The sequence below is a fragment of the Teredinibacter turnerae T7901 genome (genome assembly GCF_000023025.1).
Lineage (GTDB): Bacteria > Pseudomonadota > Gammaproteobacteria > Pseudomonadales > Cellvibrionaceae > Teredinibacter > Teredinibacter turnerae_B.
In genome coordinates this window covers 402,481-419,883 of the sequence record NC_012997.1, presented here as the reverse complement: position 1 = coordinate 419,883, position 17,403 = coordinate 402,481, and the positions used below count along the sequence as shown (strand labels likewise).

Sequence of the window (17,403 nt, the reverse complement as noted above, 5' to 3'; positions counted from 1 at the left end):
ATGTCTTTTAATGTAAGGTGTTAGGGTCTTCATCCGCTGGTGGCGCCTTGGCGGCTTTGGCCAGCACGATGTCGTTGTATATATTCAGCACGGCTACCTTAACGTATTCCACCAGTTCCACCCAGTAGACCTCATCCTGTTCCGTCTCGGATTCGCCTTCGCTGATCGCTTCGGCTTGAGAAATGTGTGCCAGGTCGCGCAGCGAGTCTTTGACATCGTCCGACAAGCCGGTATCAGCCGACAAGCCCGACTGCCCAATAGCCTGCCCCAAGCCGTGCAGAAACCCCTCACACCAGGCGCCGAGCTCGCGGGCGCGATTGTCCAGGCTGGTCTCATCTGCAGGTAGAAGCGGGGTAAACCCCAGCTGTTGGTCATCCAGCAGCGCCTGTGTGCGCTCTAGAATCAACGCCAGCAGTGCCGAATGTTCCTCCGCAAGCGCCAAATGTTCAAGGTCCATAAACTCCAGCGCCAGGGTGTTCCACTGCGCTGCCTCAAGCCTTTCGCCCGCACACAAACGACCGCACAACATGCCTTGTAACTCGGCTACCGAGTTTACGCTGCCGAGATTGAATAGTTGGTCGTTGAGGAAATGAAATTCGTAAAGTTCTGTCATGATCGTCGTTTAAATGGAAGTCGTTATTCAAGTGTATCGCAGGCTGTGTGGCCGATCATCTCAAGGCTGACAATAAAGCACTATACTTTTCTAGAATTGGCATTAACATTGGCCGCTTACAGGTTGTTGAAACGGGTGTTCAGCGCTGGCATTTCGGAGTGAAAACTCATGAGCCAGATTAATTGTTACTGACTCGAGGAACTTTTTGGTCACCGCGAACACCGAATTGGAGCTAATTATCCAAACCTGCAATCTGTTCTCCGCCGTAGCGGCGGCCATTATATCCAACACCCGAAGCGCTCGCGAAAAATGACCGATAAACTCATCAACGAGGTTGAACACAAGCTGGATAAGCTCATCAACCTTTGCACACGACTGCAACAGGAGAACGCAAGCCTGCGCGCCGAAAAAAGCGAGTGGCAACAGGAACGGAGCCGGCTGATCGAAAAAAATCAGCTCGCGCGCACCCGTGTTGAAGCCATGATTGAACGTTTGCGCAACATGGAGGCCTAGAGTTGACCAGCTTCAGCGCATTCAACGGAGATGTCCATGAGCAGTGAGCCGCAATCGGTAACAGTCACCATTCTCGATAAAAATTATCAAATTGCGTGCCCCCCCAGTGAGAGGGAGTCTTTGCAGCGAGCTGCAAAAGAGCTGGATGCGCGCATGCGCGTTATCCGCAGTACCGGAAATGTTATTGGCTTAGAACGCATTGCCATAATGGCTGCGCTAAACCTCTGTTACGACCTGAACAAAATTGGCGAACAGGCGGATCAAAAACAGTCTGTTGCGCTCGAACGCTTGTTAGGAAAACTCGACTCCGCGCTGGACGGATAGCACGACTAATTCCGCTCAATATCGGCTTCAAAAAATGTCAAGACTGGTGCGTAAAATATCCAGTGATATACTTTCTTAACTCCTGGGGTGCTCGCCAGTTGGCAAAATCCCTGAGCCGATAAGTGTAACCCCGGAGGTTACTCGTCCGTGTTGGTGTGCATGTCCGCGAGACGGAAAGCCTAATGCATGGCAGTATCCTCCCCCTTGAACCGTCGGTGTTCAAGGTAACGTCGACAGCGGCATTCCCGGGGCTCCAACCCAATGAATAAGCATCTCCTGCGCAGTCAGCTTCGCAAGGCACGGCGCGCTCTGACATCAAGCCAGCAGCAACAGGCTGCAGTGGCGATCTACTCTCAAATTCTGCACCAGCACACCTTTCGTTCCGCCAAAAACATCGCTGTGTATATCGCCAACGACGGCGAGATATCCCCTCACCTTATTGCCCGCACAGCGCGAAAGCTTGGCAAACAAGTGTATCTGCCTGTAGTTCAGCGCGATCGCTTGCGGTTTCGCATAGCGCCTGCCGGAGCAAAAATGTGGCGCAACAGGTTTCAGATTCCTGAGCCTCTCCCCAAATACGCTGATGTGCCCGGTGACTGCCTGGATCTGGTGTTGATGCCCCTGGTAGGGTTCGATAAATGGGGCAACCGGCTTGGCATGGGTGGAGGCTTCTACGACCGCACATTTGCCTGCAACCATTTACGGCCGAAGCTGGTTGGGCTCGCGCACCATCTGCAAGAAGTGGATTCGCTGCTCGTAGACAACTGGGATATTCCGCTGGATGCGGTGGCGACAGATCGCCAGTGGTTGAGCGTGTAAGTAAACTGTGGGATTAGCTTGAAAACTTGCCTTTCATCACCGGGTGTTTGGCAACAGAATCTTGAAACCGAAACGCTTTAAGCGCATCTGAACGCTAAAAACCCTTGAGTGCCCACCTGGAAGCGGCACTCGCAAACAGGTACTCAAGGGTCTATCGATCCGGCCACACAATGATTGCGCGGCAAAGCTTCACTCTCTGCAATAGGCGAGGCGAACCTGAGTGGTGAAATGCGCGCGCTAGCGCTCGACCACTATTCCTTGATGGAGATCGGCAGGCGGTAGATCTTCAGCTTCCGCTTCAGAACCGCCAATAATCCCCAGCCCACTTGCGATAAGTCCTACAACAAAAATTACTGCAGCTAGAGTCAATACATCAGTCTTCATCAATACTTCCTCTGCGCTTGTCGGTCTCATTATTGTGATGTTCCACCCCAACAGGGGCGCTTACTTTAAATTGCGGACACTGGCACCAAATTCATCTGCACCCCGCAGTCAATCGCAAGAGCAGGTTTTATACCTATTTAGATGCCAATAGGCAAAGACCTATATCAAAGTCGCCCGCATACACCGCATTTTAAACATACACTCGTATTTCAACACGCCAAGACATACGCAAGCAGGTACTGGCTCACAGTATAAGTAACTACTTACTTTTCGACGGAGAAGCGCTGGGTGAAGTTTTTGTGAAGTTTTTTGCATGCGGATGACTTTAATGTCGTAAAGCCAACAATTATCTTCCCAAGACTGCGCACGTGTTTTGTGCAAGTGATATAAATAGCCACACATTCAGTGCATGCTCTAAATCAGAAACAGTAAAAGCCCGAAGATTTATCCCCTTTTCTCTTGATAGGCGTCAACAAACAACCGATAATAAGAATTATTATTAATTGGTAACCATTTTCGGCACGAACTTAGCAATCTGCGTTATCGCAACCGTCCCCGGACATTCGCTTACTTTGCCAACAGGTAGTATTTGTCATTATGTCGACCACTCTAAACCAATTGACCACCGGCAAGATTGCCACCATTAATTTTTTACACGGCGACAACCAAGCACTCATTCGTCAGTGTGGCGCCTTGGGCCTTAAGCCCGGCGAGCAAGTGAAAGTCCTGCATCGCAGTGGCGGCAAAGGCCCCATGCAAATAAAATGTCGGGGCACGCTTTTCGCCATTCGTAGCGATGAAGCAGCCAACATAGGCGTCACCCTCGAAGCTTGAGCCTCAAAGGTTCGCCCGCCCATTTAGCGGAATCTAATGTGAAAGAAATCGCCTTAATCGGCAGCCCCAACTGCGGGAAGACAACCCTTTTCAACCGACTTACCGGTACGCGCCAGCGCACCGGCAATTGGCCCGGTGTAACCGTAGAGCGCAAAGACGGCGTGCTCAGTATCCAAAAGCAGCAATCGCTTCTGGTGGACCTACCGGGAATTTATACCTTCCATGATGACATTCAGGGTGTCGAATCACGCGTAGCCCACAGCTACATGTCCAGTGGTCGCGCGGCGCTTGCCCTGTTTGTACTGGACGCTACCCGCCTGCCACAGCAGCTCGAGCTGCTGCCAGACTTGCTCGCCACCGGTACCCCGGTGATTCTTGTGGTGAATATGCTCGACTCGGCCGCCGCAGAAGGCATGAAAGTCGATCTCGCCGCACTGCATGAATCGACAGGCCTGCCAGTCGCCGGCGTCGTTGGATCAACCGGCGAGGGGATCGCCGGCTTAAAAGATGTTATCGCCAACTCTCTGGTCAGCTACCCGTTGGTTGATGCCGATAAAATTGATATTCAGGCAGCAGCAGCCGCCAGTTATCGCAGCGAAGGCGACAGCAGCCGCACCGAAAAGATCGACCGCTGGCTGCTTCATCCAAAACTGGCGCTACCGTTTTTCCTGCTGGTGATGTATTTGCTGTTCACTATTTCGGTGAACCTGGGGGCGGTATTTATCGATTTTTTCGATATTTTGCTTGGCAGCTGGTTTGTCGACGGAACACGCTGGCTGCTCGCCAGTATCGGCACCCCAGAATGGTTAATTGCGATTCTGGCCGATGGCGTCGGTGGCGGTATTCAGCTAGTCGGTACCTTCATTCCTGTGATCGGCTTCCTATACTTGTGCATGTCGGTGCTTGAAGATTCGGGCTATTTGTCGCGCGCCGCCTTTGTTATTGACCGGCTGATGGCAAAAATCGGGCTCCCAGGACAAGCGTTCATCCCGCTGATTATCGGTTTTGGCTGCAACGTGCCTTCGGTAATGGCGTCACGCGCTCTCGGCCAGGCCAGTGCACGACTGACAACCATTTTTATCGCACCCTTTATGTCCTGCGGTGCGCGCCTTTCGGTCTACGTGTTCGTCGGCACCGCCTTCTTCCCAACTCAAGCGCAAAATGCCATTTTCGCGCTTTATCTGCTGGGCATTATTGTCGCCGTACTGTCTGCCTGGGTCCTCCGCCGCAAATTGTTCTCGCACATGGTGGGCGCTAATATCAGTGAAATGCCCGCCTATCACCGCCCTTTGGTGCGCAACGTACTCACCCAAACATGGCACCGTTTGTATTCATTTATCTGGCGCGCAGGGCGACGTATTGTAGCGGTGGTACTGTTGCTTTCGGTCTTTTCCTCACTGGGCACTGATGGCAGTTGGGGCAACCAGGACACGGAAAAATCAGCGCTCTCCGCCACCGGCAAAATCCTGACCCCGATTTTCACCCCCATGGGTGTAGGCGAGGACAATTGGCCAGCGACCGTCGGCTTGTTTACAGGCTTGTTCGCCAAAGAGGTGGTCGTAGGCACCCTGGACACACTCTACTCGCCGTCAGATTCAGATGCTGATCAGGGCGGCATGCCAGACTTCGGCGGCGATGCCAAAGCCGCCTTGCAGAGCGTGGTGGATGGTCTCGCGGGCCTGGCTGGCACCTTTACTGACCCGCTCGGCATTGGTTCTGCGCAGGAAGATGTCGCAGGGGATCAGCCCGGCAGCTATACCGCTATGCAGCAGCTATTCCCCTCAGCCTGGGGAGCCTTCTGCTACCTGGTGTTTATTCTGCTTTACGCGCCCTGTGTTGCAACCATTGGCGTAATGCACAAGGAAGCCGGGCACATGTGGCTCGCGTTTTCGGTGGTCTGGAGCCTATTGCTCTCTTATTGGCTGGCCAGTGTAATGTGGCACTTGAGTCTCATCGCCAGTTCTCCGGTATTTGCGATTGGCTGGATCGTTATTTCCACAGCCTTGCTCTACGGCAGCTATATCTGGATTCTGCACCGCATGAAACGCGGTATGAGCGACCGGATTCCCGTTGTGAATCTGTCCTGAGGCACACCGACTTATCGCCCGCAATCAAAAAAGGCCGCAAGTGCGGCCTTTTTTATGGGCAGAGATACGCCAGCCAGCGCTAGAAAAGTACCCGGCATCGCACCGTGCCTTCGACCTCCCGCAACTGCTTGAGGGCAAGGTCGCTGTAGGCTGAATCCACATCAATCACCACGTAACCCACGCTCTCCTTGGTTTGCAGATACTGGCCCGCGATATTGATGTTGTTCTCGGAAAAAATGCGGTTGATCGCGGTCATCACCCCAGGCACGTTCTGATGCACGTGCAGTAAGCGGTGAACCTCTCGATGCGCAGGCAGCGCCACTTCAGGGAAGTTAACCGATGATGTGGTTGTACCATTGTCGGAATACTTGATAAGTTTTTCTGCAACCTCGTAACCAATGTTTTCCTGTGCTTCCATGGTTGAACCGCCAATATGCGGGGTGAGAATCACATTGTCGAAGCGACGCAATGGGCTGACAAACTCTTCATTATTCCCCTTGGGCTCAACCGGAAACACATCAATCGCGGCACCCGCCAGGTGCTTGGATTCCAGCGCCGCAGCCAATGCGTCTATATCAACCACAGTTCCCCGCGACGCATTCAGCAGAAACGACTGCGGCTTCATCGCCGCCAGCTCGTTCTCACCAATCAGATTTTTGGTGGCTTCAAGCTCAGGCACATGCAGGCTCACCACGTCGGCAACTTGGAGCAGCTCGGTAAGGGATTTACTCTGCACCGCGTTGCCCAACGGCAATTTGGTCACGACATCGAAAAATACCACCTGCATACCCATGGCTTCGGCCATCACGCTAACCTGACTGCCAATAGAGCCATAACCGACAATGCCCATGGTTTTGCCGCGAATCTCATAACTGCCAACCGCAGATTTGTCCCACTCGCCGCGATGGCAACCGGCGTTTTTAGCGGGAATGCCGCGCAACAATAAAATCGCTTCGGCAATCACCAGTTCCGCCACACTGCGCGTATTGGAGAAAGGCGCATTAAATACCGCAACACCATGCTCCTGCGCTGCATCCAGATCCACCTGATTGGTGCCGATGCAAAAGCAACCTGCCGCAACCAGTTTCGGCGCGTGCTCGATCACCCTGCGCGTAAGCTGAGTGCGGGAGCGCAGACCAACAAAATGCGCATCTTTAATGCGCTCGATCAACTCCTCTTCCGCCAGTGCGGTCTTTACATAATCCACGTTGGTGTAGCCAGCGCGATTGAGGCTTTCCACCGCCGACTGGTGCACTCCTTCAAGCAGTAAAAATTTAATTTTGGCTTTATCGAGGGACGTCTGTGCATTCGCCATGGTTCTGCGGCTCCTTAAGAATGTGGGTAAAGCGTTTTAACGCCGTCGTTGGTACCTAACAGCAACACATCGGCCGGGCGCAGTGCAAACAATCCGTTAGTCACCACCCCCGGAATCTGATTAATTGCCGATTCCAGCTCGGCGGGCTGATGAATTTCGAGGCCGTGAACATCGAGAATATGATTGCCGTTATCGGTAGTGCAGCCGTGGCGGTGCTCGGGGCTACCGCCCATTTTCACCAGCTCTCGTGCGACAAAGCTACGAGCCATGGGGATCACTTCAACTGGCAGCGGGAATTTACCGAGCACCGGCACCCATTTACTCTCATCTGCAATGCAGACAAATTCGTCGGCACAGGCGGTTACAATTTTTTCACGAGTCAACGCCGCACCGCCGCCTTTAATCAACTGTAAACGCGCATTGGCCTCGTCGGCGCCGTCCACATAGGCCACCAGGCGATCGACTTCATTGAGATCGTAGACAGGAATGCCGTGGCCTTCCAATTGGCGAGCTGACGCTTCTGAGCTGGACACCGCGCCCTGGAAAAGACCTTTATGCTGTGCCAGGGCATCGATAAACAACGCCGCGGTAGAGCCGGTTCCTATGCCCAGAATGGTATCGCTCTCGAGTTTCGGAAGAATGTAGTCGACCGCGGCCTGCGCGACCGCCTGTTTCAGCTCTTGTTGATTCATAACACCGCACCCTGTTCAAAGAGCTGCGCATTTTACGAAAAATCCGCCGCAATGGCATGGGGTTTATCAACCACGGCACAAGTGTCAGTAGGAGATACACCAATGCTAGCTTTCACCGCAACACCCTGTTGGAAAGGTTAAGATCAATGACAGCGCAACCCGCTTCCTTTACCATTGCCGCCCTTATGCACGAAATAGCACGAAAACACTGATTACTATGCCGCAGTCTTACCTTAAACGCATACTTGATGCCCGTATCTACGATCTCGCTGTCGAAACGCCGCTGGATATGATGCCGAATATTTCCTTGCGTACGGGAAATACCATTCTTCTTAAACGGGAAGATTTGCAGCCGGTGTTCTCATTCAAAATTCGCGGTGCTTACAACAAATTACTGCAACTGTCGGATGAACAGCGCAAAGGCGGCGTAGTTGCGGCCTCCGCAGGCAATCACGCACAAGGGCTGGCGCTGGCGGCCAAACACATGGGTATTTCGGCCACAATCGTCATGCCGCAAACCACCCCTTACATTAAAGTAAACGGGGTGAAACGCCACGGCGCCAAGGTAGTGCAGATAGGCGATACCTACGACGAAGCATCTGCCTATGCGAAAACATTGGTCGCAGAAAAGGGCATGACCTACATCCCGCCGTACGACGATCCCGACGTGATCGCAGGCCAGGGAACCGTCGCGCTGGAACTGTTACGCCAGTGGACCGGAAATATTGATGCCGTGTTTATACCAGTGGGCGGTGGTGGCCTGTGCGCCGGTATGGCGTCGTACATTAAATACGTGCGCCCGGACATCAAAGTTTTTGCAGTGGAAGCGGACGAATCGGCGTGTTTAAAAGCCGCCATGGACGCCCAACGCCGGGTAAAATTGCCGCAAGTTGGCATTTTCGCCGATGGCGTGGCCGTCGCCCAAATTGGCAAGGAAACCTTTCGGGTTATCCGCGAATGTATTGATGGCGTTATAACCGTCTCCACGGACGAAATCTGCTCCGCTATCAAAGATATTTTTGAGGACACCCGCTCCATCGCCGAACCGGCCGGAGCCCTCTCACTTGCTGGCCTTAAAAAATATATCGAACAAAACCAATGCAGCGAGCATACCCTGGTGGCCGTAGACAGCGGCGCTAACACGAATTTTGACCGTTTGCGCTATATTTCCGAGCGCACCGAAATCGGCGAAAAACGCGAAGCTATTTTAGCGGTTACGATTCCAGAGAAGCCCGGCAGTTATCGCGGTTTTTGCCGCTTGCTCGGCAAACGCCTGATCACCGAGTTCAACTACCGTTTTGCCGATTCCACCGACGCGCATATTTTTGTGGGGTTGCAGGTTTCCGGCGAACAAAGCGACCACGATGAATTGATCGAAAACCTGCGCAGCAAAGACTATAAAGTTGTCGATATGACAGATAACGAAGTTGCCAAGCTGCACATTCGCTACATGGTTGGCGGTCACGCACCGCAGGTAGAGGACGAAATCGTTTATCGGTTTGAATTTCCTGAACGACCGGGCGCGCTGTTGAACTTCCTTAACAAACTTGCCGGGCGCTGGAATATTTCGCTGTTCCACTATCGCAACCACGGCTCAGCCAGCGGCCGGGTGTTGGTCGGCATGCAGGTGCCAAAAACCGAGCGTAAACAGCTGCGCGAGCTGTTGGATGATCTCGGCTACCCCTACTCTGACGAAACCGAAAACGAAGCCTATAAATACTTTCTCAGTTAACGTATTTACTAATTTTTTCTTTTCTAAGACGAAGGCGCTAAAGCTTTAAATTAGCGCCTTTTTGTCATCCAGCAGTCACTAAACCGGCATGTTAACGTCATATTGGCGCTCTACTCTCGCAGCCCGACATTGTCTGAATTTAATAACAAAAGGGGGTTTTATGCGTCATCGTATGTTTCTCACTGCGGTACTTTCCGTACTCGCAATCTCGCAGTTTAGCAACGCCGCGCCTGCGGCAAAATCGCAGGCAGCGATCAACGAAGCCCGCCCGGTACCGACCCAGCTTGGCCCGCGTCCGTACTTTTTAGTTGAAGATATGGATGACTCCGAATTGAAGCAAAAGCTGCAGGGCTGCAGTGACATTCGCCCGCACAAAACCAGCTTCTCTATCGGCCATCGCGGCGCACCTCTGCAGTTTCCGGAGCACACCAAAGAATCCTACACTGCCGCAGCACGTATGGGCGCTGGTATTATCGAGTGCGACGTGACCTTTACCAAAGACAAAGAACTGGTATGCCGTCACTCGCAATGCGACCTGCACACCACCACCAACATCCTGGCGACCGATCTGGCCGATCAGTGCACCCAGCCTTTTGTACCAGCGCAATACGATGAACAAGGCAATATGATTTCGCCTGCGTCCGCGCAGTGCTGCACCTCGGACATTACCCTGGCAGAGTTCAAAACCCTTAAGGGTAAAATGGATGCGGCCAACAATCGCGCTACCAACGTTGCCGACTATATGAATGCGACAGCTGACTGGCGAACCGACCTCTACGCCACGCGCGGCACTCTCATGACTCACAAGGAGAGTATTGCCCTGTTCACCAGTCTCGGCGTGAAAATGACCCCGGAGCTGAAGTCACCAAGCGTTGCCATGCCGTTCAACGGATTCAGCCAGGAAGATTATGCACAAAAGATGATCGACGAGTACCGCGAAGCCCGCGTACCAGCGTCCCGCGTTTATCCGCAGTCTTTTAACCTGAGCGATATTCAATACTGGATCGAACATACGCCCGCTTTCGGCCAGCAAGCTGCCTTCCTCGATGGTCGTGACAGCTCAAGCAGCTTCAACTACCGCGATCCAGCGACCTGGGAGCCGTCTATGGCGGAACTGGCGGCACAAGGTGTGCAAATCATCGCTCCACCACTGTGGATGTTGGTCGATGTGGCCGATGGTAAAATTGTACCTTCGCTCTATGCCAACGAAGCCAAAGCCGCTGGTCTGGACATTATCGCCTGGACCTTCGAGCGCTCAGGCCCCCTGGCAACTGGCGGCGGCTGGTACTATCAGTCCATCAACGGACAAAATGCCGACAGCAGCAACCCGCAGCCCAGTGTTATTAACAACGACGGCGACGCCTACGACCTGCTGGACGTCCTCGCTCGAGATGTTGGCATAATCGGTATTTTTTCTGATTGGGCCGCACCAGTGACCTACTACGCAAACTGCATGGGCCTGTAGGTCCATTCAGTTTACTACTCCCGCGTGGCTGCCCACAGCCACGCCTGCTTCCTCTCAAGCCTTACTCAAGCCTTACTCAAGCCCTAGCCTCCCAACGCGAATATCGCGCCTTGCGACTCATTGTTTCGCCGCTAATCATGCCCGATTGAGATACCGCAAAAACTCCCGCGCTGGCCAGGGGTTTGACCTTCATGACGGCGCAGAATTTGTTACTATCGCAGCACCTACTAGCCTGCTCACAGGCATTTGGACCTTACCGATAAAAACAGCATAACAATTAAAAGGTTTACCAATGACTCAATCAACCACCATGAAACACCCCTTGTTATGGGTGCCGTCCGGTTATTTCACCATGGCGCTCACCTACAACATGCTTACCGCTGCATCCGTTGTTATGTTCAGTAACCTCGGTATGGACAATGCGCGCGCGGCAGCCTACGCCAGCGCCCTCGGACTGGCTTACACCATTAAGCCGCTGTTCGCAGCCTTTCTGGAAATGTACAAAACCAAAAAATTCTTTGTTCTGCTGTCGCAGCTGATACTGGGGATCGGATTTGTCGGCGTAGCACTGGTAATGAATTTACCCAGCTATATCACCATCATGATGGGCATGTTTTGGGTGCTCTCATTTATTGGGTCCTCCCAGGACATCACCACTGACGGCGTCTATGTAACCTCGCTCGATGCGAAGCAACAAGCGCTTTACTGCGGTTGGCAGAGCCTGAGCTGGAATCTGGGCAAGCTGGCAATGATGAGCGTCATGGTGGTACTCAGTGGTGTCTTCCATCAATACCTGTTTAACCATGATCCTCACGTATCCGGCCCCGAATGGAGCAAATCCTGGCAAATCGTGTTCGGCATAATGGGCATACTGATGCTTGCCATGGCGGCCTGGCACTGGCGAGTGATGCCCGAAGGCTCGCGAGCGGAAAACACCCCAACCAGCCCGATGGAAGCGATGAAAACACTGGCCGATGCCTTTGTGACGTTTTTCCAAAAACGCGGCATTTGGCTGATGATCGGCTTCGCGCTGCTGTTTCGTATCAGCTTCGGCTTTCTCAATGCGCCGTCCATGCTGTTTATGAAAGATGCTTTTGACAACGGTGGCTTGTCACTGACCAACCAGGAATTCGGCATCATCTACGGCACCTTCGGGCTGTGTGCTCTATTGGTTGGTTCGCTAGTGGGCGGTGCCTATGTGGCGAAGAAAGGCCTGGAAAAAGCACTCTTCCCGCTGTGTTTCTGCGTCAACATTCCCAATATTACTTTTTTGATTTTGGCGATCTATCAGCCACACAGCCACGTGCTGATTACTCTCGGTGTTGTGGTGGAGCAGTTCTTCTTTGGCATTGGTTCAGTCGGGTTTATGATCTACCTGATGCAGCAGCTTGCGCCCGGCAAATACGCCACCACTCACTATGCGTTTGGCACGGCATTGATGGGTTTATGCATGATGTTAACCGGTATGGTCAGTGGCGCACTGCAGGAATTAATGGGCTACATTGGTTACTTTGCATTCGTGATGGCCGCGACCATTCCCTCATTTATTATTTGCTGGTTTGCCCCGTTTTACGTGAAGCACGACGATTCACCCAGCACCTGATCCCTAGCCTTGCCCGGTGTTCACCGGGCATTCCAGTTAACTTCATTCAAGCCACAGAAATACCGCAGGAACCGCTAGCGCCTTGTCTCTGTCATAACTGCAACGTTGAATGCAGAGCATGGCAGGGCGAATGACACTAGCGGAGTTCTTAACCAGGCGCGGCACTATCGCCGCAGCCGCTTCGATCGGTCTTCACAGCATTCTGTTATTGCTGCCCGAAACCGCAGAACCCCCTGAATTCGCGCGATCTGAGCGAAAGACCTTTGCCGTTACCCTGCGTAAAGCTTCACCCGATATATCACCCGAACCGCAGTCGAATGCGTTAGCCAGCAAACCTTTGCCACTATCAGAGACCACTCCAGTATCACACTCAGAAACCAACACAGAGACAAGCGACTCAAACTCTGCCACTGACAATCAGCAGACCACTGAGCAAAATATGCGTCGGCAACAGTTACCAGCAATTCCCACTCACCCCCCTGCGCCAGCCGCCTCCCAAACCAACTCAAAATATACCGCCTCGCAGAAGTCCGAGCAGTCGAGCGACAGCTTGCGCGTATTCGACCCAAGGCTGAGAAATAAATTTAAACGAGACACAGGCCCATCGCGCAGCGAGCAAATCGATGCCTTTAAGCACAAACACACTTTTACCGATGTTCATGGGCGCACAGTGAGAAAAAACGGGCGCTACTGCTCCGTATACACACCACCCAAGAGCCTCACAGAAACGGGGCTTTGGTCGCTGCCGTTCGTCTGCGATACGAGTCAGGATGAGGGAGAGAAAATAAAACGAGGAATTGCCGAAGCCTTGCGGGACTACCGGCAGCAACCCTAGTGGTTACCACCGGTAAAGAAGCGCGTTTAGCCCTTCATGTTTTCAAGTTCCATGCCTTTGGTTTCGTAGACAAACTTCGCCACGAAGAAAATAGAGATTAATGCACCCAAGGTGTAAAGGCTGTACGCGAACGCGAGCCCCAGCGAACCGAGCAGCATGGGGAATGTCCAGGACACCAGGAAGTTCGAACCCCATTGCGCGAGACCGGCAACGGCCAGGCCGGAACCGCGAATCTGATTGGGGAACATCTCGCCCAGCAGTACCCACATAACAGGGCCCCAACTGAAATTAAAGAACATCACGTAAATATTGGCGGAAATCAGCGCAACCACGCCCATACCATCGCCTAAAGAAACTTCACCAGCAGCGTTCTGGCTCGCTGTAGTGAAGGCAAACGCAGTAATGCCAAGCGTGACAGTCATGCCAATTGAGCCAATCAACAAAATGGGTTTACGGCCGATTTTATCCACCAGTACCAACGCCAGTATCACCGCGCCAATGCTCAATGCGCCTGACACCACGTTGATCAGCAGCGCATCATTTTCACCAAAGCCAACCGCCTGCCACAACACGGCGCCGTAGTAGAAGACCACATTAATCCCCACCAGTTGCTGGAAGGTTGCCAGGCCAATACCAACCCACACAATCGGGCGCAACTTGCCAGACGCTTTGTCGATCAGATCGCCCAGTTTGGGTCGGTGATGATCACCCTCAAGAGACGCATCAATATCATCGAGTTTCTGCTGACCGGCGACATTGCCATAAAGACGTTGCAGAATGCCGAGGGCTTTTTCTTTGTGCTGCTTCACTACCAAAAAGCGCGGGCTTTCGGGAATAAGGAGAAGGGCAAACAGGAACACAAACGCAGGAATCAATTCTATCCAGAACATCCAGCGCCAAGTCTCGAAGTTCATCCACAGCGGGTTCATTGCCGAACCGGACGCATCGGCCAGAAAATAATTACTCAGGAACGCCATAAACAGACCGGTGATAATCGCCACCTGTTGCACTGTAGCCAAGGCTCCCCGATAGCGAGCCGGCGCCACTTCCGCAATGTAGGCGGGCGCCATAACGGACGCTGCCCCCACGGCCAGACCACCAATAACCCGGTAAATAATAAATTCACCGGAAGAACCGGCGATGCCAGAGCCCCAGGCGGAAACAATAAAGAAAATCGCCGCGATAATCAGCATAAAGCGACGGCCGTAGAGGTCGGCCAAGCGCCCGGCAAAGAAAGCACCGACCGCACAACCCAGAAGCATTGACGCAACGTTGAAACCGCTGGCCACGTCGTCCGAGTTAAAGGCGACTTTCAGTCCGTCTACGGTGCCATTAATAACACCGCTATCGAATCCGAAAAGGAACCCACCAATGGTGGCGACACCGCTGATAAGAAGGATAAAAGCAAAGTTTTCGGTGTTACCCGAAGTGGCTTGATTCATGGGAATGACCCCGTTCATTTGAGTTTATAGTTGTTGTGGTAATCCGGGCAGGTAAGTGCCGCCGGAAACATTGTGCAGCGGTCGAGATGGGGCTGGGAGCCGGAGGATGTGCGATGACAAAATACGTCTGATCGGCCCCAACAGGCGTAGCCTTCAGGTGGTGAGATCAAATCATTGGCAATTGCAGAATAGCCCCCAGAAACCACACTTTTCTGCTGCTTTATAGTTATATACAGACGCCAAGTCTACACCGAACACCCACCTTCGTAGTAGTCCAAAAAACTCTAAGACGGACTTAAAACGGGATAAACCGCAACTTGGTAATGTATCCCGCCGCAGATTGGTTAATCTTTGCTCTGCTGGTAGATATGAACATCCCGCTGGGGGAACGGAATGGTAATCCCCTCGCGGTCGAACCGCATTTTCACCTCTCGGGTAACTTCCCAGTAGACGTCCCAATAGTGTTCGGTTTTGGCCCAGGGACGCACGATAAAATCCACCGATGATTCGCCTAGTGCATTGAGCTTGATCATTGGCTCAGGGCTCTGCAGTACCTTCTCGTTCTCTTCAACAATATCGGCGAGAATCCGTTCCGCGTGCTCCACATCATCGCTATACCCTATGCCAAACGTCATATCCACACGTCGCACTTTTTGCGCAGTCACGTTTTTTATCACGTCCCCCCAGATTTTGCTGTTGGGGATAATTAACGTCTGATTGTCGATGGTCAGCACCGTGGTAGACACAATATTCATGCTGCGCACCTTGCCAAACACTCCTGCGGCTTCCACAAAATCGTCCACGTCGTAAGGCCGGTACACCAGGATCATCACCCCCGCAGCAAAATTACCCAGGGTGTCCTGCAACGCAAAACCGATCACAAAACCCACCACCCCCAAACCCGCCAACACCGGCCCGAGCGAAACCCCTACCTGCGCCAGCGCCACCAGCAAACCCAACAGCATAATCAGGCGCGCGGTCATCGAGGTGAGCATATCCTGCATCAGCACCGACAGGTTGACTGATCCTGATGTCAGGCTGCGTAAAAGCACCCGACTTACCAGCGTAGCTATACCGTGAAAAACCAGCAGAATGCCGAGAAAGACACCGGCTTTGATCATAAAATTGGCGAGCGTGGTCCCCACGGATTGTTTTACCGAAATCCACCAATCGTAAAACAGACCGCTCAGTACATTTGAGCCAATTAAATCCGCGCTGATTTCGCCGGTGGTGCGCAGCAGCAATTGACGATAGCGGCTGACGTCCAGCTCCAGTTTTTCGGCAATGTCGATAATCAACAATAAACTGTGGGTGTCCGATTCCTGCTTTTCAGTCGCCAGCCGCTGCTTTTCCAAAACGTCGGCATCGTCTTTTTTTATCGAGAGCAGCGCCTTTGCCTCGTTGAGGCGCTCTGTGTTGAGGCGAATCTGGCCAGATAAACTGTCGGCCCGCAAGGGCACTTCGCTCATTAAAAATCGTCGTGAAGGTGCGGCACTAAATTCGAGCTGCTCAATCACAGCAACATATTCCGATAGCAGCCGAAACCCCATATCAAGCAGGCGATTGTCGAAAATATAGCTGCGCAAACCATCGGCCGTGGCCGTATCACGCTCGATACTGTTTTCGTTGTAACGGCTAAGGTAGGTGCGGATATCTGCACGTAACGAGCGCCCGGTATTCAGCATTTCTTCATTAAAGTCGCCGAGCAAATGATCCGGCGTGCCGCCACCATTTTTATAATCCCCGACCAAACTGGTAAATTCCCGCAGCTCTTTAATCAGGCTGTCGTAGGTATCCAGTCGCTGCAGCACGATAGATTCGCTAGTTTCACCCGAGGATTTTTTATAAGCCGCATCCAGTGCTTCAAGCTTGGCTTTGTTTGACTCTACGCGCTCAGCCGCTGCCAGAATGCGCAGCTCTTCTTCGCTGTAATTCGGCTCCAGTGAGGTCGTCGGCGGATTTTCAGATTGCGCATACACGCATAAACAGACAAATACACAGAGCATAGGCAATGCTCTGACCAGTCGGCGCAAGCGGGGGAACAACATGGAAAATCCTTACACAACGGGGAAGCAATTCAAGTGTCGTGCATTATAGAGTGTGTAACGAGAGAAACCGTTGGCAATCGTAAACGTCACAGCAATGGAGTGTGCTATTTGTGACTGGAGTCCGTTAAACATGCACGCAACAGGCGCGCAACCTCTGGCGGACACTGTGCTGAAGATGGGTAGATACCAAGCTCAACCTGCGCGCGAATATCGCTGCTGCGCACCGGAATGCGCTCCGCCGCCGGCCACAAAGACCAGCGCGCAACAATTTCGTCACCGCGATAAAATTTTTGCCAGGTACTGGTTGCCGCATTGTCTGGCCCGACAATAAAGGCAATTTTGGCGTTTGGAAATCGACGCTCAGTTTCTGCCAGGACATCGTAGGTGTACACAGGCCGCATTGGATCGTCCTGCATCTCAGCCAGCGATTTTTCTATGTCAAACAGGGCCACCCGGTCATCGGCGATGGCTTCCACCAGTGCCGCCACCATTTGTAAACGCCAGTGGTACGGCAGCATATTTTTGCCAAACGCATGGCGATACGACGGTACCAGGAGTACTCGATCGAACTCAGCAAGCGCTTGCGCCACAACATCCGCATGGCCATTGTGCGGTGGATTAAACGCAGAACCGAGTACACCAATTGAAGCTGCAGCCATATCTCATACATGCTCGCCAGTGAATACAGCCACCTATC

16 protein-coding genes and 1 other RNA gene are annotated in these 17,403 nt (G+C 52.8%); 10 read left to right on the top strand and 7 right to left on the bottom strand.

Annotated features, from left to right (window positions below):
* Nucleotides 1–7: 7 nt before the first annotated feature.
* Nucleotides 8–613: a UPF0149 family protein gene (locus TERTU_RS01765; protein WP_015817094.1), complete on the bottom strand. Its 606-nt coding sequence runs from the start codon at nt 611–613 to the stop codon at nt 8–10.
* A gap of 309 nt (nt 614–922) precedes the next feature.
* Here TERTU_RS01765 and TERTU_RS01760 point away from each other — a divergent pair, with 309 nt between their 5' ends.
* The 4 genes from TERTU_RS01760 to TERTU_RS01750 all read left to right on the top strand — a co-directional run bounded on the left by TERTU_RS01760 (nt 923) and on the right by TERTU_RS01750 (nt 2,269).
* Nucleotides 923–1,126 (top strand): TIGR02449 family protein, encoded by a 204-nt coding sequence (locus tag TERTU_RS01760; RefSeq protein ID WP_015819576.1) that lies wholly within the window; start codon nt 923–925, stop codon nt 1,124–1,126.
* A 36-nt stretch (nt 1,127–1,162) separates the two neighbouring features.
* The gene (locus TERTU_RS01755; protein WP_015819431.1) at nt 1,163–1,450 is read left to right on the top strand and encodes a cell division protein ZapA; all 288 of its coding nucleotides are present in this window, start codon (nt 1,163–1,165) and stop codon (nt 1,448–1,450) included.
* A 76-nt stretch (nt 1,451–1,526) separates the two neighbouring features.
* Nucleotides 1,527–1,706: non-coding RNA, 6S RNA (ssrS, locus tag TERTU_RS21090), on the top strand.
* Nucleotides 1,707–1,711: 5 nt separating this feature from the next.
* On the top strand, nt 1,712–2,269 hold the full coding sequence (locus TERTU_RS01750) for a 5-formyltetrahydrofolate cyclo-ligase (RefSeq protein WP_015818965.1): 558 nt from the start codon (nt 1,712–1,714) through the stop codon (nt 2,267–2,269).
* Between the two features lie 237 nt (nt 2,270–2,506).
* Here the strand turns inward: TERTU_RS01750 and TERTU_RS21935 are convergent, their stop codons facing one another.
* Complete coding sequence (locus TERTU_RS21935; RefSeq protein WP_155238656.1) at nt 2,507–2,683, bottom strand: hypothetical protein; 177 nt, start codon at nt 2,681–2,683, stop codon at nt 2,507–2,509.
* A gap of 567 nt (nt 2,684–3,250) precedes the next feature.
* On the opposite strand from TERTU_RS21935, the gene TERTU_RS01745 reads away from it, so the two are divergent.
* Together TERTU_RS01745 and feoB are read left to right on the top strand one after the other, a co-directional pair.
* Complete coding sequence (locus TERTU_RS01745) at nt 3,251–3,487, top strand: FeoA family protein (protein ID WP_015818291.1); 237 nt, start codon at nt 3,251–3,253, stop codon at nt 3,485–3,487.
* Nucleotides 3,484–5,574 (top strand): ferrous iron transport protein B, encoded by a 2,091-nt coding sequence (gene feoB, locus TERTU_RS01740; protein WP_019601292.1) that lies wholly within the window; start codon nt 3,484–3,486, stop codon nt 5,572–5,574. Before TERTU_RS01745 ends, feoB begins: the two co-directional genes overlap by 4 nt.
* Nucleotides 5,575–5,653: 79 nt before the next feature.
* Here feoB and serA read toward each other — a convergent pair whose 3' ends face one another.
* Together serA and rpiA are read right to left on the bottom strand one after the other, a co-directional pair.
* Nucleotides 5,654–6,889 carry a phosphoglycerate dehydrogenase gene (gene serA / locus TERTU_RS01735; protein ID WP_015820139.1) on the bottom strand — a complete coding sequence of 412 codons (1,236 nt, stop codon included), beginning with the start codon at nt 6,887–6,889 and terminating at the stop codon, nt 5,654–5,656.
* 14 nt (nt 6,890–6,903) lie between these two features.
* Entirely contained in the window at nt 6,904–7,581 is a 678-nt protein-coding gene (gene rpiA / locus TERTU_RS01730; protein ID WP_015819425.1) for a ribose-5-phosphate isomerase RpiA, read from the bottom strand.
* A gap of 217 nt (nt 7,582–7,798) precedes the next feature.
* Here rpiA and ilvA point away from each other — a divergent pair, with 217 nt between their 5' ends.
* From ilvA to TERTU_RS01710, 4 genes are all read left to right on the top strand, one after another.
* Complete coding sequence (gene ilvA / locus TERTU_RS01725; RefSeq protein WP_015816947.1) at nt 7,799–9,313, top strand: threonine ammonia-lyase, biosynthetic; 1,515 nt, start codon at nt 7,799–7,801, stop codon at nt 9,311–9,313.
* A 160-nt stretch (nt 9,314–9,473) separates the two neighbouring features.
* A complete protein-coding gene (locus TERTU_RS01720; RefSeq protein ID WP_041590014.1) occupies nt 9,474–10,778 on the top strand; it encodes a glycerophosphodiester phosphodiesterase family protein in 1,305 nt (434 codons plus the stop codon).
* Nucleotides 10,779–11,070: 292 nt separating this feature from the next.
* Nucleotides 11,071–12,381, top strand: coding sequence for an MFS transporter (locus tag TERTU_RS01715; RefSeq protein ID WP_015817698.1), 1,311 nt, complete (start codon nt 11,071–11,073; stop codon nt 12,379–12,381).
* A 130-nt stretch (nt 12,382–12,511) separates the two neighbouring features.
* Nucleotides 12,512–13,216, top strand: a complete 705-nt coding sequence (locus TERTU_RS01710) for a hypothetical protein (RefSeq protein WP_041590013.1) — start codon at nt 12,512–12,514, stop codon at nt 13,214–13,216.
* A 26-nt stretch (nt 13,217–13,242) separates the two neighbouring features.
* On the opposite strand, the gene TERTU_RS01705 is transcribed toward TERTU_RS01710, so the two are convergent.
* The 3 genes from TERTU_RS01705 to TERTU_RS01695 all read right to left on the bottom strand — a co-directional run bounded on the left by TERTU_RS01705 (nt 13,243) and on the right by TERTU_RS01695 (nt 17,365).
* Nucleotides 13,243–14,658: a sugar porter family MFS transporter gene (locus TERTU_RS01705; protein WP_015820553.1), complete on the bottom strand. Its 1,416-nt coding sequence runs from the start codon at nt 14,656–14,658 to the stop codon at nt 13,243–13,245.
* Nucleotides 14,659–15,002: 344 nt separating this feature from the next.
* On the bottom strand, nt 15,003–16,706 hold the full coding sequence (locus TERTU_RS01700; protein ID WP_015820207.1) for a mechanosensitive ion channel family protein: 1,704 nt from the start codon (nt 16,704–16,706) through the stop codon (nt 15,003–15,005).
* Nucleotides 16,707–16,810: 104 nt separating this feature from the next.
* A complete protein-coding gene (locus tag TERTU_RS01695; protein WP_015820803.1) occupies nt 16,811–17,365 on the bottom strand; it encodes an adenylyltransferase/cytidyltransferase family protein in 555 nt (184 codons plus the stop codon).
* Between the last annotated feature and the right edge of the window lie 38 nt (nt 17,366–17,403).

Coding starts and splice junctions, on each gene's coding strand:
- TERTU_RS01750 (WP_015818965.1), top strand. CDS start 1,712: ATGAATAAGCATCTCCTGCGCAGTCAGCTTCGCAAGGCACGGCGCGCT.
- TERTU_RS01695 (WP_015820803.1), bottom strand. CDS start 17,365: ATGGCTGCAGCTTCAATTGGTGTACTCGGTTCTGCGTTTAATCCACCG.
- TERTU_RS01745 (WP_015818291.1), top strand. CDS start 3,251: ATGTCGACCACTCTAAACCAATTGACCACCGGCAAGATTGCCACCATT.
- TERTU_RS01755 (WP_015819431.1), top strand. CDS start 1,163: ATGAGCAGTGAGCCGCAATCGGTAACAGTCACCATTCTCGATAAAAAT.
- ilvA (WP_015816947.1), top strand. CDS start 7,799: ATGCCGCAGTCTTACCTTAAACGCATACTTGATGCCCGTATCTACGAT.
- TERTU_RS01700 (WP_015820207.1), bottom strand. CDS start 16,706: ATGTTGTTCCCCCGCTTGCGCCGACTGGTCAGAGCATTGCCTATGCTC.
- TERTU_RS01710 (WP_041590013.1), top strand. CDS start 12,512: ATGACACTAGCGGAGTTCTTAACCAGGCGCGGCACTATCGCCGCAGCC.
- TERTU_RS01765 (WP_015817094.1), bottom strand. CDS start 613: ATGACAGAACTTTACGAATTTCATTTCCTCAACGACCAACTATTCAAT.
- TERTU_RS21935 (WP_155238656.1), bottom strand. CDS start 2,683: ATGAGACCGACAAGCGCAGAGGAAGTATTGATGAAGACTGATGTATTG.
- TERTU_RS01715 (WP_015817698.1), top strand. CDS start 11,071: ATGACTCAATCAACCACCATGAAACACCCCTTGTTATGGGTGCCGTCC.
- TERTU_RS01705 (WP_015820553.1), bottom strand. CDS start 14,658: ATGAATCAAGCCACTTCGGGTAACACCGAAAACTTTGCTTTTATCCTT.
- TERTU_RS01720 (WP_041590014.1), top strand. CDS start 9,474: ATGCGTCATCGTATGTTTCTCACTGCGGTACTTTCCGTACTCGCAATC.
- TERTU_RS01760 (WP_015819576.1), top strand. CDS start 923: ATGACCGATAAACTCATCAACGAGGTTGAACACAAGCTGGATAAGCTC.
- rpiA (WP_015819425.1), bottom strand. CDS start 7,581: ATGAATCAACAAGAGCTGAAACAGGCGGTCGCGCAGGCCGCGGTCGAC.
- serA (WP_015820139.1), bottom strand. CDS start 6,889: ATGGCGAATGCACAGACGTCCCTCGATAAAGCCAAAATTAAATTTTTA.